Genomic DNA, 14,708 nt, shown 5'->3' on the forward strand with positions numbered 1-14,708 from the left:
TATGAGAAAGCTTATACGAAGTCTGTATATATTTTTTTTGCAAGTAATAAAGATGTGCCAAAGCTTTATTCTACTTCATTTTTCTGTCCCGAAAGTAGAAAACTCTTTAGATACGATAGATTATATATTACAAAATAAATGTTCTGTCAGCCGTTTTGGCGATGGAGAATTCCTTATAATGCAAGGTTGGCATATCGGATTCCAAAAAGAAGATATAGCATTGTCTCTGCGGCTTAAAGAGATTATCCGTTCCGAGTTCCCGGGTCATATTGTTTGTCTGCCTAATGTATTCAATGGTTTAAATATTTATACCGATAAAGCCCGTATTTTTTGGAAAGGCCATTTGCTTCATAATTATGTTGATTGGTACAGATATATAAGTATTAATAAACAATATTATGATACGGAGATTTCTCGCTTTTATATCGATCGTAAAGATAAAACCCAATCGCATTTGATTATCGATAAATTAAAGCAGATATGGAATTTTCGTGATGTCATATTGGTCGAAGGCGAAAAAAGTAGAATGGGTTATGGTAATGATCTGTTTAGCAATGTAAGCAGTCTTAAGAGAATTTTATGTCCGTCAGAGAATGCTTTTTCCGCATATTCTCAAATTTTGGAAGAAGTGTCAAAAGTCGATAAATCCCGGTTAATATTAATTGCATTAGGTCCTACTGCAACAGTATTGGCGTATGATCTTAGTAAACAGGGTTATCAAGCTATTGATATAGGGCACTTGGATGTAGAGTATGAATGGTTTTTGCAATCGGCTTCAGATAAATGCATTATAAAAAATAAGTATGTTAATGAGGTTGATAATCGAGATGTACCGAATATTTTAGATCCAGTTTATCAAGATCAAATTATATCTATTATAAAATAGTATTATGCCTAAAATATCTGTTATAGTTCCGATATATAATGTCGAAAAGTATTTAGATAAATGTTTGGATTCTTGTCTAAACCAATCTTTTAGAGATATTGAAATCATATGCGTAAATGATGGTTCTCAGGATAATAGTATTAAAATAATAGAACAGTATCAAAGAAAAGATAATAGGTTTATATGTATAAATAAAAAGAATGAAGGTCTCTTATTAGCTCGAAAATCAGGAATTAATATAGCAAAAGGTGATTATATTTTCCATCTTGATGGGGATGATTATCTTCCGAAAAATGCTCTTGAATTATTGTATGAAAAGGCATTGTTAACAGGTGCTGATATTGTAAGAGGAAATGCTAATCATGTAACAGAAGATGGAGTTTATATTTCGACATTTAAATATCCTTATTTTGATGATTTTACTGGATTGCAATTTTTATCATATATGCTTAGATATTCATATCATAGTATATGGGCAGCTTTAGTTAAAAAAGAATGTTATGTTTCTAATTTTATATACCCTGAGAATGTAAGTATTGGAGAAGATCTTATATATATGTCTCAATTATCCCTATTTGCACATAAGGTAACTTATGTTGAAGCTGTGGTATATTATTATATAAAACGTGGAAATTCTATGATTAATTCGGAACAAAAAGAAGATTTACAATGTCAATGTGATAGATATGATCAATATGTGAATTTTTGTTGTGCATTGGATTCAATTTTAGTTACGTATAAGTCAGAATTTTCTGAAGAAGTATCAAATCAATTGCAATTATATCTTAATGATAGAATTGATGAGAGATTATTTTCTTTACCTATAAAAATAAAAGAGAGGAAACGTATAGTATTCTCTTTATATAAAAAATATTTTTTGTTTAATATCCAGGTTCAGAAATTAGTTTTTAAAAGGTCATGGAAGTGTTATTTGTCTCAGTTATATAAAATCAGATTTTTATGAATATCCTATTTTACTTTGATCGGCAAATAAATCCTGAACGAGGAGGAACTGAGCGTGTAACTTATAATTTGGCACATTATTTTCAGGGAAAAGGCAATCGGGTTATGTATCTGGCGAAATATAAAGTAGAGGAGGCGGATGCTTTTATTAAAACATTCTTTTTACCCGATAATGGATCTGTTGTTTCTGATGAAAATATTTCTTGGTTAGAAAATTTTCTGCGTGAAGAAAAAATAGATTTTTTGATAAATCAAGGGGCTAATGGCGATGATATATATTTATTATCTCATAAAACATTAGATACCAAAACAAAAATTATTTCGGTATTGCATTTCTCGGTTTATCAAGGTCTGAATTTTTTCTCTGCAATGCAACCACTCTTTTTACACCATACTCCGGTTGCTTTATTGAGTGATTTTGTGAGGTATGTGAAAATGCCGTACAATAAATATAAAGCATATAAACAGAAGAAAATCCGATATCGTTATTTACAAGATAATATGGATGCGGTTGTTCTTTTAGCACCGCAGTATGTCGATGATATGGTTAAGATAGGATGCTTGAAAGACAGACGCAATTTGTATGTAATCCCGAATCCGAATTCTTTTGAATTAAAAGACTCTGTTAATTGGTCCGAAAAAAAGAATGAAATTCTGTTTGTCGGTCGATTGAGTTATTCAGAAAAACGTGTAGATCGTCTTTTGAAAGTATGGAAAAAAATTTACAAAAATTTCCCTACTTGGAGTTTGAATATTGTCGGTGATGGTGACGACCGGAAAAGATTAGAACAAATTGCTGTTAAATATAAGTTGGAGAGGGTGTTTTTCCGAGGATATCAGTCTCCCGAAATTTATTACCGACAGGCAAAAATGATATGTTTGACATCCAATCATGAAGGATATCCGATGGTACTTATCGAAGGAATGCAATATGGCTGTGTACCTATTGTTTTTGATAGTTTTGGCGGGGCTTCCGATTTGATATCGAATGGTAAAAATGGTTTTTTGGTAAAAGCTTTTGATATGTCGGCTTATGCTACAACTATCTCCAATTTTATAAAAAATGTGAATATACAAGAGTCTATGTCTCTGAATGCCGTTTCTTCTTCGAGAAAATATGATATAGAAGATATTTCATTTTTGTGGCAAGATCTGTTAACGAAGATAAAGAATTAGCTTTTTAGTAGAATGGAACAAAGAAATAAAATACCTAAAATTATTCATTTTTGTTGGTTGAGTGGAGAAGAAATGCCTGCAAAATTGAAAGAGTGTATTCAGACATGGAAACGGATTATGCCGGACTATGAATTGAGATGTTGGGATATGAATAGCTTCGACATACATTCGGTTCGTTTTGTAGAACAAGCGTGTTCGATGAAAAAATGGGCGTTTGCAGCAGACTATATTCGACTTTATGCTCTTTACACGTGTGGAGGAATATATTTGGATTCGGATGTTTTAGTTTTTCGCCGTTTCGATACATTTTTACATAATTCGGGTTTTGCTTCTGTTGAGTCTTATTTATATCAAGCAAAACCGGGAGAAAAATATGATTTTTGGATAGATGCTGCTATGATTGCTTCAGAAAAAGGCAATCCTTTTATAAAAGATTGTTTAGATTATTATCAGGATAGAGATTTTATAAAAGAAGACGGTTCTTTTGACGAATCGATAGTTTGTCATATTATCGCGGATATTGCAGAAAATAAATATGGATTTAAAAGAGGGGTATACCAGAGTTCTCCTATTGAGTTGAAGGATGGAGTTTTTTCGATATATCCTCCTTATGTCTTTTCTCATTTAAGGGGAGATATACGAACATCTACTTATGCAATTCATTTGTTTAATGGAAGCTGGCGGGATAAAAAAGGACAGAAATCATTGTCTTTAATAGAAAGAATACATAGACTATTCGTAAAAATATTTAATGAAAAAATATGGGGTATTTTATATTTTAAGATTAGGAAAGTTTGATATTTAATATTATGGGATTATGGAATCACTTGATCGATCAAATATAAAGAAAATTCTTTTAACTACTACAGGTCTGTCATCTGTCGGTCAGGGGGGCGGTATTTCTTCTTATGTTCATGATTTGGCAACTAATTTTGTAAATAAGGGATATAAGGTGACAGTGTATCTTGTCCGTCAGTCTGAACCTGTTTTTCCTACTGCAAGTGTATATGACTATTCTTTTTTTCAAATTCCAAATAAAAGATGCGATGAATCTGTTTTAGTTTCAGAGATTTATAAATCGATTCTTGCGTTAAATCCTGATGTTATAATTAATAATGACGTGTCTTATATTGCTGGTTTATGGCCGGTTTTGGATACGAAAATTATTCGCATATCCGTAATGCATGGTTTCAAAGAAGGGTTTACTTGGTCTAATTTTGGCATTCAGGGAAAAATGGCAATATATAATTGGAAATATATCGATTATATTGTTTGCCAAAATGAGGCTATGGTTGTAGATGCTTCAAAAAAATATCATATACCGGAACAAAAATTTTGTTGTATACATCAAACTGTGAATTTTGTACCAGTCCAAAAACTTGGGAAGAGCAGTTTTTCTATTTTGTTTGCAGGAGGAGCTTCTTACTCAAAAGGGGCAGATATTGCTTATAATATAGCTAAGGAATTAAAAAATACGAGTTTGAATTTTGAGTTTCATTGGTGTTTACCGGCAGGTAAATATAAAAAATATTTTGAAAGTGACCGGCGTTTTGTTTTTCATGGGGCGTTATCTCGAGAGTCTTTTTTACAAACATTGGGGAATTCAGACTGTATTTTGATTCCGACACGAATGGATACCGGTCCGCTTCTTTTGGTCGAGGCATTAGCACAAGGGGTGATTCCTTTGTGTAATGACGTAAAATCTGCGATACCTGATTTGATAAAATCAGGGAAAAATGGATTTATTGTCAAAAAAAATCGGGTTCGAGAATATCTACGAATAATCGAAGATTTGTCAAAAAAAAATATCGTGTCTATATCTGATTTAGCAAAAGAAAGCTATCAAAAAACTTTAACGCCAGAATGTCAGGTCTTATCGTTCGAGCAGCTTTTTAGAAAAAATACGGATTTAATGCAACGCTCTTTTTCTTCTCAAAATGTAGTTCATTTTCATTTGTATAATACAGCCTTATATCATAAAGTTTCGTATGTAAGGATTCTGAACAAAGTGATTAACGCTTTTGAAATAGTAATGACAGACAGATTATATAAAAACTGTTTTAAATATTTACTGAAATGAAGCCGCTTATAAATTATATTAATAGTCTCTTGTTTCCCTTATTGCCTGAGACATCATGTTTTGCTTTGAAACGACGGCTATTGCGTCTTGCCGGTGCAAAAATCGGAAAAAATGTCCGTATTTGTTCTTCTGTGCATATAATAGGGTGCGGAGAATTGGTAATCGGAGACGATGTGTGGATCGGTCATGAGGTTTTTATATCGACGACTTCCCGAATAGAAATCGGTAGTTATGTAGATATTGCTCCAATGGTTTATTTAGGCACCGGAACGCATCGTATCGATACCGATGGCTTGCATTCGGCAGGAGAGGGCATATCAGGAAATATAAAAATTGAAGATGGGGCATGGTTATGTGTTCGTTCTACCTTATTGCCGGGAGTCGTTATCGGTAAAAATTCTGTTGTTGCAGCTGGAGCAGTTGTTACAAAAGATGTTTTTCCCTATTGTTGTGTAGCAGGTATTCCTGCGAATGTAATAAAGATTTATGATAAATAAATTTTTATACTACATGATGAAAAAAGTATGTTATAAACTAAACGGAATTATTGGATAAGCGTAAATAAATATTTTCCAATTATGAAATTTTTTGCATGGGCTATAGCTATTTTGAGCGTTAATCAGATAATATGGCAAACACCTAATCTTCCTCAGATGGTTTATTATGCTATATTTTTGCTTATGGCTATTGTTATGGTATTTTACCATCCGAATATAAAAATTAATGTTTGCATGCTATTTTTTATAATAGCTATAGTCTGTTCGATTTTTGTGAATTATATTCCGGACTATTTTATGCCTTGGGATAGATTCTTTTCATTTCTTATGGTAATATTATGTGTCAGTCCGTTTTTATATAATTCCGAATTGATGATTTTCCGTAAGGAAATATTCGATAAAGTAAATATTTTATTTGTTACTATTGTGATAATTTCCTTTTTAGGTTATTTGGCGGGAATTTATTCTACAACTGATTTTTCAGGTTTTAGGGGATGTACAAGTCAGTCGATGATTTTAAGTCCAGTATCTGCTTTGACATCTTTATTTTGTTTACATAGGGCATTTTGTCCCGATATTTCAAAAAAAGAGAAGTCTTTGTTTTTGGGAATGATGACCATAGCTTTTTTAATGTGTTTATTGGCGGGTTCGAGAGCTTCTTTAGCTGGAGGAATAGTTGGAATATTGTATTATCTCAAAGTCAGGTATCGTAGAAATATGAAACTGTTTCTTAAAGTTCTTTTTTCGATGCTTATCGTTATTTCCGTTTCATATCCTTTATGGGAATCTTATTTAGTCACGGTAGCCGGTAAAATAGAGCGTTCGAGAGAGGTTGGCAGTATGACTACTACAAGAGATGCCCTTTGGCAAGTTCGTATGATGGAATTTAAGAAATCGCCGGTGTGTGGTATCGGATTTAATTATGTAGATGAAACTATATTACCGCCTGTATATAAGGTAGCGGCTAAAAATGGGGTGATAGAACCCGGTTCGGGGTGGTTATTTTTATTGTCGTCGTTAGGAATTATGGGAACAATACCCTTTTTGTTGTTGTTTGGGAAACCTTTATTTCGAATTTATAAAAAAGCAGAATCATATTCGGATGAGATATTGATAGGGGCATGTTTATCCTTTTTTGCGGTACATTTGATTGCTGAAGGGTATATAACGTCATCCGGATCTTTTTTATTTTTTTATTTGTGGTTATTGATATCGTTAGCACAAATGCCAGTGCGTAAACAATGTTTTATAAAAAAAACTGCAAATAGAGAGCAGAAACAACGAACTTGTTCGATTGATTTTGGCGAGGTGTAGTGTTTATTCTAATGAAATTAAAATAGGAATTATGCAGTTCGTTTTTTGGCAAAATATAATAAGTATACATCAATCTGCATTTCTTTCGACATTGTCGAATAGACATTCGATTTTATTAGTTGTTGAACAACGGTTGGATCAGGAAAGAAAAGGGGATGGGTGGAGTATTCCCGATATGGGAAAAACTAAAATTGTCGTTGCTCCTGATGATAAGACGATAGATAACTTGATCTTGGAAAATAAAGATGCGGTTCACGTATTTTCGGGAATAAATGCTTTCCCGATGGTATATAAAGCTTTTAAAAAAGTCGTTGCGTTAAACTTGAAGATATTGGTATATGTCGAACCGTATGTGTGGTTCGGGATAAAAGGCTTTTTTAGAAGGTTAAAGTATATGGCTTTGAATTTATGTTATGGTAAAAATATTGACGGCTTGTTGGTTACCGGACAAACCGGACGTCGATGTTTCTTAAAAGCAGGATTTGAGAAAAGTAAAATTTTTGATTGGGGATATTTTACTGCTCAAAGGGCTTTTCATGAAGTAGTAATATCGAATGAAAACAGACAAAAACCTGCAATTTTGTATGTCGGAAGAATAGATTGCAATAAAAATATATTGTCCTTAGTGGATATTTGTTTAAAACATGTTGGAAAATATGCCTGTTTAGATATTATCGGAGCTGGTCCATTAACTGATTTGCTGATAAAAAAAATAGATAGGGTTGAAGATATAAAATATTTAGGGAGTAAGACAAATAGTGAGGTGCTAGATTTGATGTGCCGTTATGATATATTGGTTTTACCGAGTTTGTATGATGGTTGGGGTGCGGTAGTTAATGAAGCTTTACAAAGTGGGATGAGGGTGATTGCTTCTGAAAATTGTGGAGCATCAGTCCTTCTTGATGGTAAGGACAGAGGAGAAGCTTTTTCTTTTGTTAATAAAGAAAAATCGTTGGAGAAAATATTATTAAAATGGCTTGAAAAGGGACCGGTTTCTTTGGCTGACCGTCAGGACATCGCAGAATGGACACGTTATTCGATATCGGGAGATTCGGTAGCTGCATATTTTGAAAAAATTTGTTCTTGCATATCAGGTGATTGTACACATAATGAGGTTATAGCACCGTGGTTGAGTTAAAATAATATAGATTGTGAAAGTATCGGAGTATCAGAGTTGGAAATTTAAAGTATTATCATTTTTTGCGATGATCTTGGTATTGTATGCTCACGCATATATACCGGATGTCGCACAATATAAAGTCTTTTATATTTTTGAGAAAAGCGTTGCCTTCTGTTGGGGACGACTGTTTTTTCCATTGTTTTTTTTCATATCAGGTTATTTGTTTTATGTAAAATTATCTGATCCGGATTGGAGCGTTTGGAAACAAAAGTATCGAAGTCGTGTAAAATCTTTATTGATCCCATATATTATTTGGAATATTCTTTGTCTGTTGCAAATGTTCATATTAAAATATATCCCTGTTGCCGGAAAATATATGAATAGTGATTATACTCAATTGATACATGGTGGCTTATGGGAATGGATTTATACATTATTTATTGTTCCGGGCGGTTTTCACCTTTGGTTTATACGAGATTTGATTCTGATTGTCGTTGTTTCTCCATTCTTGTATTTTTGTATCAGAAAAATGATATTTATCTATTTCCCGTTAATAATATTCTTTTCGTTCTATAATTCATGGTTTCAGTCTTTAACCATGTTCAGTATAGGAGCAGCATGTGCAATTTACAATATATCTTTAGAAGTTAAGCTTAAACATAAATGGGGGCTTGTCTTGTTGGGAACGGCTTCTTTGCTTTTAATGTTATATTGTTCTATGATCTTTATTCCAGACACAAAAGAATTATATTTAGTTGCAATCCTTTTTCTGTTTGTATGGTTTTTATATGACTATTTATATCGTAAAGGCTGGCGTTTTGATTTTATAAAAAGATGGATTCCATATACGTTTTTCATTTATTTATTCCATATTCCGGCTCTTAGTATCGTTAAGAAAGTTATGCTGTTGGTCGGCAGAGGAGAAGAGTGGAGCTATTGGATAACATTTCTGGTATCTCCGTTTATAATGGCTGCTGTCGCTATATGGATAGGAGGTTTATTAAAAAGATATTTACCAAAGTTATATTCCGTTTTGACAGGAGGACGATAAAATGAAAATATTACATACGATATCAGGATTGAATATCAGTAGTGGTGGGCCTACGTCTTGTACTTATAATCTTATTAAAGGTCTTCGGGATGAGGGAATAGATGCAGATATTCTAACATTGATGCCTCGGGACGATTCGGATAAGATCATTGCAGACGATTCATTTATCAAGGCTTTGCCGAATGATGCCCGCACACCGTTGGTTTATTCGTCCAATTTCAGACGTTATTTGAGTTCCCATATCGGATACGATTTATATCATGCAAACGGATTATGGACATGTCCGACGCATTTTACGGCAGAAATAGCAAAAAAACAGAATAAACTCTGTGTGATAGCTCCCCATGGAATGCTGTATCCGCAGGCTTTGCAAGTTTCTACATGGAAAAAGAAAATCGTATCGACGGTATTTCAGCGTAAAGATCTGGAAACGGCATCATGCTTGCAGGCTACTTGTATGGCAGAACTGGAACATATTCGGGCATTCGGGTTGAATAACCCTGTTGCGGTCATACCTAATGGTTTGGCGATAGATGATTCGTTAGAAATACGTAAAACTTCGAATTCGGTCCGTCGTTTTGCTTTCGTCGGGCGGTTGAATCGAATCAAAAATGTAGATCTCCTATTGTCCGCATGGAGCAAATTAGGAGACAAAACACGTAATTGCGAATTGTTGATTATCGGTGACGGAGATACTGCTTATAAAAAAGAATTGGAAGAGTTTGCAACTGCAAATAAACTGAATAATGTTCGTTTCTTAGGGTTTATTACCGGGAAAGATTTACAGAAATTGGTTCATTCTATCGATTTCCAGATATTACCGAGTAAATCCGAAAATTTTGGAATGGTAGTTCCTGAAGCCCTAATCCAAGGTGTTCCGGTAATAGCCTCTAAAGGTACTCCGTGGAGTGACCTGAAAACATTCAATTGCGGCTGGTGGGTTGATAATGACATCGATACGTTAATTAGTACTTTGTTGATTGCAATTAATTTATCGGAGCAAGATCGTTTAGGAATGGGGGAACGAGGTCGGACATTAGTACTGAGACATTATTCTATAAATTCGGTCTCATTGAGAATGAAACAATTGTATGAATGGTTAGTGTATAAAAATATTAAACCTGAATATGTATATGAATAAATTACCGCTATTGATGACCGCATCTGTCAGTACGAGAGGAATGGTAGGAGCTTGTTTTACAGATGAGGAACGAGAAAAGATGTATCGAGAGAGTTTAATGATATATGAAAAAATGTTAATAGGGGGGGGTAAAACGTATAAAATAGTATTTGTCGATAATTCGAGCTGGGATTTATCTTCTATAAAGTCGTCAGTAAAGGAAAATCCTTCTATCGAGTTTTTATCATTAGATTCTGAGGATTTTGATGTGACGAAGGGCAAAGGGTATAATGAGCTTCTACTTATAAATAAAGCGGTCGAAAAATCAGTGTTTATAAGGGAGGCGGGAGGTTTCTTTAAAGTAACGGGTAGATATCCGATATATAATATTAAATATTTTATCGATTATGCAAGTAAATTTATATTGGAGCGCAGAGGGCATTTATATATAGATATTAAAGACCATAACCTGTATGATAGACTCGGTTTGGGATGGTGCGGTCATTCTGCAGATGTAAGGATGTTTGCTGCGAGTCTCTCTTTTTACAATGAGTTTATCGGGAATAGATATGTAGAATTGAATGATTATAAAGGTTTATTGTTGGAAGGACTGATGTATGATATTGTAAAATCCTTGATTCACAGGAGCGATGTTATTTGTCGTTTCAAGAAAGAACCTCATTTCGGAGGTTTGGAAGGCAGTAATGTAGCCGCTCTTTCTTTTTCGAAGAATCAAGATTCCTTAAAAGGAAAACTAAAACGTTTTTTAGGAAATATCATACGATTGTTTTTCCCTCGTTTTTGGTTTTAAATAATGGAACAGCAAATAGATTTATCTAAATATAAAAATGCTCTGACGCGGAAACATCAGATGATCAGAATGCTTTGGTCTGTTGTCTGGACGATTTTTGCCCGGCCGTTACCACGTAGTATAGGAAGTGGCTGGAAACGTTTTTTGTTGCGGTTGTTCGGTGCGAAATTAGCTTCGACGGCAATTGTATATTCTTCTGCTAAAATCTATTACCCTGCAAATTTGATAATGGAAGAATATAGTTGTCTTGCTTCCGGAGTGGATTGTTATAATGTGGCTCTCATAAAAATCGGGGCTAATACGACAGTGTCTCAGGGGGCATATCTTTGTACGGCGAGTCATGATATATCGGATTCTTTGAATCCTCTGGTAATAGCACCTATTATTGTCAAAGATCAAGCATGGATTGCTACTGATGCATTTGTCGGTATGGGAGTGACGGTTGGACAGGGAGCTGTAATCGGTGCTCGGGCTTGTGTATTTAAAGATGTGGAATCTTGGACGGTAGTCGGTGGAAATCCTGCCAAGTTTATAAAGAAAAGAGGAATAAAGAAATAAATAGAGGAATATGTTGGATATTTCGGTAATCATATTGACCTTAAATGAGGAGCTTCATATCCGTCGTTGCATAGAAAATGTAAGATCGGTGGCGAAGCGGATATTTGTCGTAGATTGTTTTTCAAAAGATCGGACAGTCGATATTGCAAAAGAATTGGGGACAGAAGTGCATCAGCATGAGTGGCCTGGAAATCAGGCTACACAATTCAATTGGGCTTTAGAGAATTTGCCGATAACAACCGAATGGGTATTGCGGTTGGACGCTGATGAATATTTGACTCCTGAACTGATAGCCGAGATGAATGACCAATTACCGAAATTGTCCGATGATATAACGGCTGTGGTTTTCCCTTTAGGACGAGCCTTTATGGGGCGTGTTCTGAAACATGGAATTGTAAATAGTGTGAAAATGATACGCCTTTTCAGATATGGGAAAGCTTGTTATGAACAGCGTTTAATGGACGAGCATATTGTTGTGAAATCGGGTCGGACAGTTCCTTTTAAAAATAAATTTATAGATGATAGTCTTCTTTCTATAAAGCAATTTGTAGACAAACACAATCACTATTCTTCTCGAGAAGCGGCTCTGTTACTTGATGCGGAATATCACCTATTCGATTTGGATACAGATGATGCGTCATATTGTGAAGATGTACGGAAAAAACGTGCACAGAAAATGAAATATGCAAAGATGCCTATATTTTGGCGTTCGTTTGCTTATTTCTGTTACCGCTACATATTTAAACTCGGTTTTTTAGATGGTAAAGAAGGATTTCTTTGGGATTTTTTACAAGGTTGGTGGTATCGCACTCTTGTCGATGCAAAAATATTTGAAGTAAAAAAGGCCTGTGGACAGGATACGGAAAAGATAAGAAAATATTTGAGGGATAACTATCAGATAACATTTTGAAAACATGGGGGAAAACAAGGTTCATTATTATTGGTTGGACTTAGTCCGTTTTACTGCGGCATTTTTGGTTTTGATTTGCCATTTCAGAGGTGCGTTTTTTGTCGAATATACATTGCTGCCTGCAGAGCAGAAGAATCCTTTGATTTTTGCATTTTATTCATTAACAAGGTTAGGAAACGAAGCTGTTCTTATCTTTTTTGTTATGAGTGGATTCTTGGTAGGAGGAAAAGCGATAGAGAGGTTGCAGCAAGGTGTCTTTGATATTAAAGGATATGCTATTGACAGAACTGTTCGTATCATGTTGCCTCTAATATCGGCATTATTGTTATTTATTCCGGTTTCTATTATTCAAAGTTTTTGTATTGATTGGAAAGCTTGGTTAGGTAATCTTTTTTCTTTACAAGGCATTTGCACTTATTCTATAATAGAACCGCTTTGGTCGCTTTCCTATGAAGTTTGGTTTTATATATTAATGGGTATAATATCTTTGTTTTTTGTGCGTCAAAAGATTGTATTTTATAAAATCTTTGCTATTCCGCTCTTATTAATATGTTTCCTTGTTTTTACAAAATTATCTCTTCATTATTTATTTATGTGGTTTATGGGAGCATTAGCATATCTTATCATTCCGAAAAAAGTTGATAAGATATTTTTGTGGGGAGGTTTTATTATGATGGTATGTTTTATAGTATTACTTCAATTAACAAGCGGATCAAGATTGAATGAGGGAACAGCTATATCACAATATTTACCTAATCGACAAGCTCTTGAGTTATTGTTCGCTTTTTTCTTCAGTTTGTTCCTTCAACAGCTTGTAATTATTAAACCGACTAAAAAATGGACTTTAAAGCTTAATGAGATAGGTACAAAATTGGCGGCTTTTTCTTATACTCTTTATTTAACACATATATTGGTATTGCGTATGTTGGAATATTATAATGTTCCTAAAAGTGAAAGTGTCGATTTTATTTCTATTTCTTGGTATATAGGAGAGTTGAGTATAGCTTTATTGGTTGCCTATGTAGTGTATTGGTGTTTTGAGAAACGGACGGCAGAAGTGAAAAGTTGGGTTAAACGTAAATTGTAATATAGAAATTAACTTATAAAGTATTGAATTTATAAGATCGGTGTTTTTAGCAATATTGTTATAAATAAAGTGTGAATTAATGAAAGATATTCAAAAGACGAAAAGATTGCCCGGATTAGATGTAGTGAGATCTTTAGCTATTTTATTTGTTGTTGCGCAGCATTTTAATTTGAATACGGAGTTCCGCCAGACTGTTTTTGATGGAACAAATCTTTTTTTTCAAGGAATGTGTGCATCAATGTTTTTTGTTGCAGTGCCGTTATTCCTTTTATTGACGGGATATTTAAATATCAATAAACAATTATCATTCGGGTATTATAAAGGAATTGTACGTGTCTTAGAAGCATATTTGATATATTCATTGTTGACGATTGCGTATAGATATTTTGTTAACGGAGAACATTTGAGTGTTTTATTATGGATACGCCAGATTTTAAATTATGAAGTGATTCCTTATGGTTGGTACATTGAAATGTACATTTGCCTGTTTCTTTTGATTCCGTTTTTGAATGTTATATATAAATGTTTGGATACACAGAGAAAAAAGCAAATATTGATTGTTACTTTTTTAGCTCTGACAGCGATTCCAATTTCTCTTAATTGGTCGGCAACTCAATTATTCCCAGCTTATTTCACTTCATTATATCCGGTATCATTTTATTTTATAGGAGCTTATATTCATGAATATAAGCCAAAGTTTTCTAAACTTTGGCTATGTGTTATACTTCTAATTTTATGTATCGTAGATCCTGTTTTTAATTCGATTGTACATTTAAGAGAAGGTTTTGTCTCGTTGTTTATGATACGGAACGGTCTTTTTAATACGATAACTGCAGTTATTGTTTTTCTGTTGTTTTATGATGTCGATTTCAAGTCGAAATTGATAACAAAAATATCGCTCTTGTCGTTGGATATGTATCTGTGTTCATGGATATTCGATAACTTATATTATACCTATTTTAAGGCTCATTATTTTGAAAGCCAACAACAGTTTTTCGCATTTTTCCCGATTATCGTACCGTTGGTGTTTTTTTCGTCTTTCGGAGTAGCATGGTTACGGGAAAAAGTAAATTGGGGAATAAAAAAAATTATAAGTTTTTGGGATATTGGTAAACAGCTGACAATAGAAAAATAA

General features: G+C 33.8%; 15 protein-coding genes. All 15 read left to right on the forward strand.

All coding sequences use genetic code 11. From position 1 onward, the window contains the following. Position 1 precedes the first annotated feature (1 nt). The 15 genes from Q0093_RS08020 to Q0093_RS08090 all read left to right on the forward strand — a co-directional run bounded on the left by Q0093_RS08020 (position 2) and on the right by Q0093_RS08090 (position 14,708). Positions 2-886: an SP_1767 family glycosyltransferase gene (locus Q0093_RS08020; RefSeq protein ID WP_297929559.1), complete on the forward strand. Its 885-nt coding sequence runs from the start codon at positions 2-4 to the stop codon at positions 884-886. Positions 887-890: 4 nt separating this feature from the next. After that, entirely contained in the window at positions 891-1,850 is a 960-nt protein-coding gene (locus tag Q0093_RS08025) for a glycosyltransferase family 2 protein (RefSeq protein WP_297929561.1), read from the forward strand. Beyond that, complete coding sequence (locus tag Q0093_RS08030) at positions 1,847-3,025, forward strand: glycosyltransferase (protein ID WP_297929563.1); 1,179 nt, start codon at positions 1,847-1,849, stop codon at positions 3,023-3,025. Before Q0093_RS08025 ends, Q0093_RS08030 begins: the two co-directional genes overlap by 4 nt. Before the next feature lie 12 nt (positions 3,026-3,037). Beyond that, positions 3,038-3,823: a capsular polysaccharide synthesis protein gene (locus Q0093_RS08035; protein ID WP_297929565.1), complete on the forward strand. Its 786-nt coding sequence runs from the start codon at positions 3,038-3,040 to the stop codon at positions 3,821-3,823. 19 nt (positions 3,824-3,842) lie between these two features. Continuing rightward, complete coding sequence (locus Q0093_RS08040; RefSeq protein ID WP_297929567.1) at positions 3,843-5,105, forward strand: glycosyltransferase family 4 protein; 1,263 nt, start codon at positions 3,843-3,845, stop codon at positions 5,103-5,105. After that, entirely contained in the window at positions 5,102-5,602 is a 501-nt protein-coding gene (locus tag Q0093_RS08045) for a DapH/DapD/GlmU-related protein (protein ID WP_297929569.1), read from the forward strand. The genes Q0093_RS08040 and Q0093_RS08045 overlap by 4 nt, the downstream gene beginning before the upstream one ends. 81 nt (positions 5,603-5,683) lie before the next feature. Next, entirely contained in the window at positions 5,684-6,916 is a 1,233-nt protein-coding gene (locus Q0093_RS08050; RefSeq protein ID WP_297929571.1) for an O-antigen ligase family protein, read from the forward strand. Positions 6,917-6,947: 31 nt separating this feature from the next. Beyond that, positions 6,948-8,054: a glycosyltransferase gene (locus Q0093_RS08055; RefSeq protein ID WP_297929573.1), complete on the forward strand. Its 1,107-nt coding sequence runs from the start codon at positions 6,948-6,950 to the stop codon at positions 8,052-8,054. 13 nt (positions 8,055-8,067) lie between these two features. After that, positions 8,068-9,087: an acyltransferase gene (locus Q0093_RS08060; RefSeq protein WP_297929575.1), complete on the forward strand. Its 1,020-nt coding sequence runs from the start codon at positions 8,068-8,070 to the stop codon at positions 9,085-9,087. A 1-nt stretch (position 9,088) separates the two neighbouring features. Continuing rightward, entirely contained in the window at positions 9,089-10,228 is a 1,140-nt protein-coding gene (locus tag Q0093_RS08065; protein WP_297929577.1) for a glycosyltransferase, read from the forward strand. Continuing rightward, complete coding sequence (locus tag Q0093_RS08070) at positions 10,221-11,018, forward strand: hypothetical protein (protein ID WP_297929579.1); 798 nt, start codon at positions 10,221-10,223, stop codon at positions 11,016-11,018. The genes Q0093_RS08065 and Q0093_RS08070 overlap by 8 nt, the downstream gene beginning before the upstream one ends. 3 nt (positions 11,019-11,021) lie before the next feature. Then, the gene (locus Q0093_RS08075; RefSeq protein ID WP_297929580.1) at positions 11,022-11,576 is read left to right on the forward strand and encodes a putative colanic acid biosynthesis acetyltransferase; all 555 of its coding nucleotides are present in this window, start codon (positions 11,022-11,024) and stop codon (positions 11,574-11,576) included. A 10-nt stretch (positions 11,577-11,586) separates the two neighbouring features. Further along, on the forward strand, positions 11,587-12,486 hold the full coding sequence (locus Q0093_RS08080) for a glycosyltransferase family 2 protein (RefSeq protein WP_297929582.1): 900 nt from the start codon (positions 11,587-11,589) through the stop codon (positions 12,484-12,486). 4 nt (positions 12,487-12,490) lie between these two features. After that, positions 12,491-13,573: an acyltransferase gene (locus Q0093_RS08085; protein WP_297929584.1), complete on the forward strand. Its 1,083-nt coding sequence runs from the start codon at positions 12,491-12,493 to the stop codon at positions 13,571-13,573. A 79-nt stretch (positions 13,574-13,652) separates the two neighbouring features. Next, the gene (locus Q0093_RS08090) at positions 13,653-14,708 is read left to right on the forward strand and encodes an acyltransferase family protein (RefSeq protein WP_297929585.1); all 1,056 of its coding nucleotides are present in this window, start codon (positions 13,653-13,655) and stop codon (positions 14,706-14,708) included.

The organism is uncultured Coprobacter sp., from assembly GCF_947855755.1.
GTDB lineage: Bacteria > Bacteroidota > Bacteroidia > Bacteroidales > Coprobacteraceae > Coprobacter.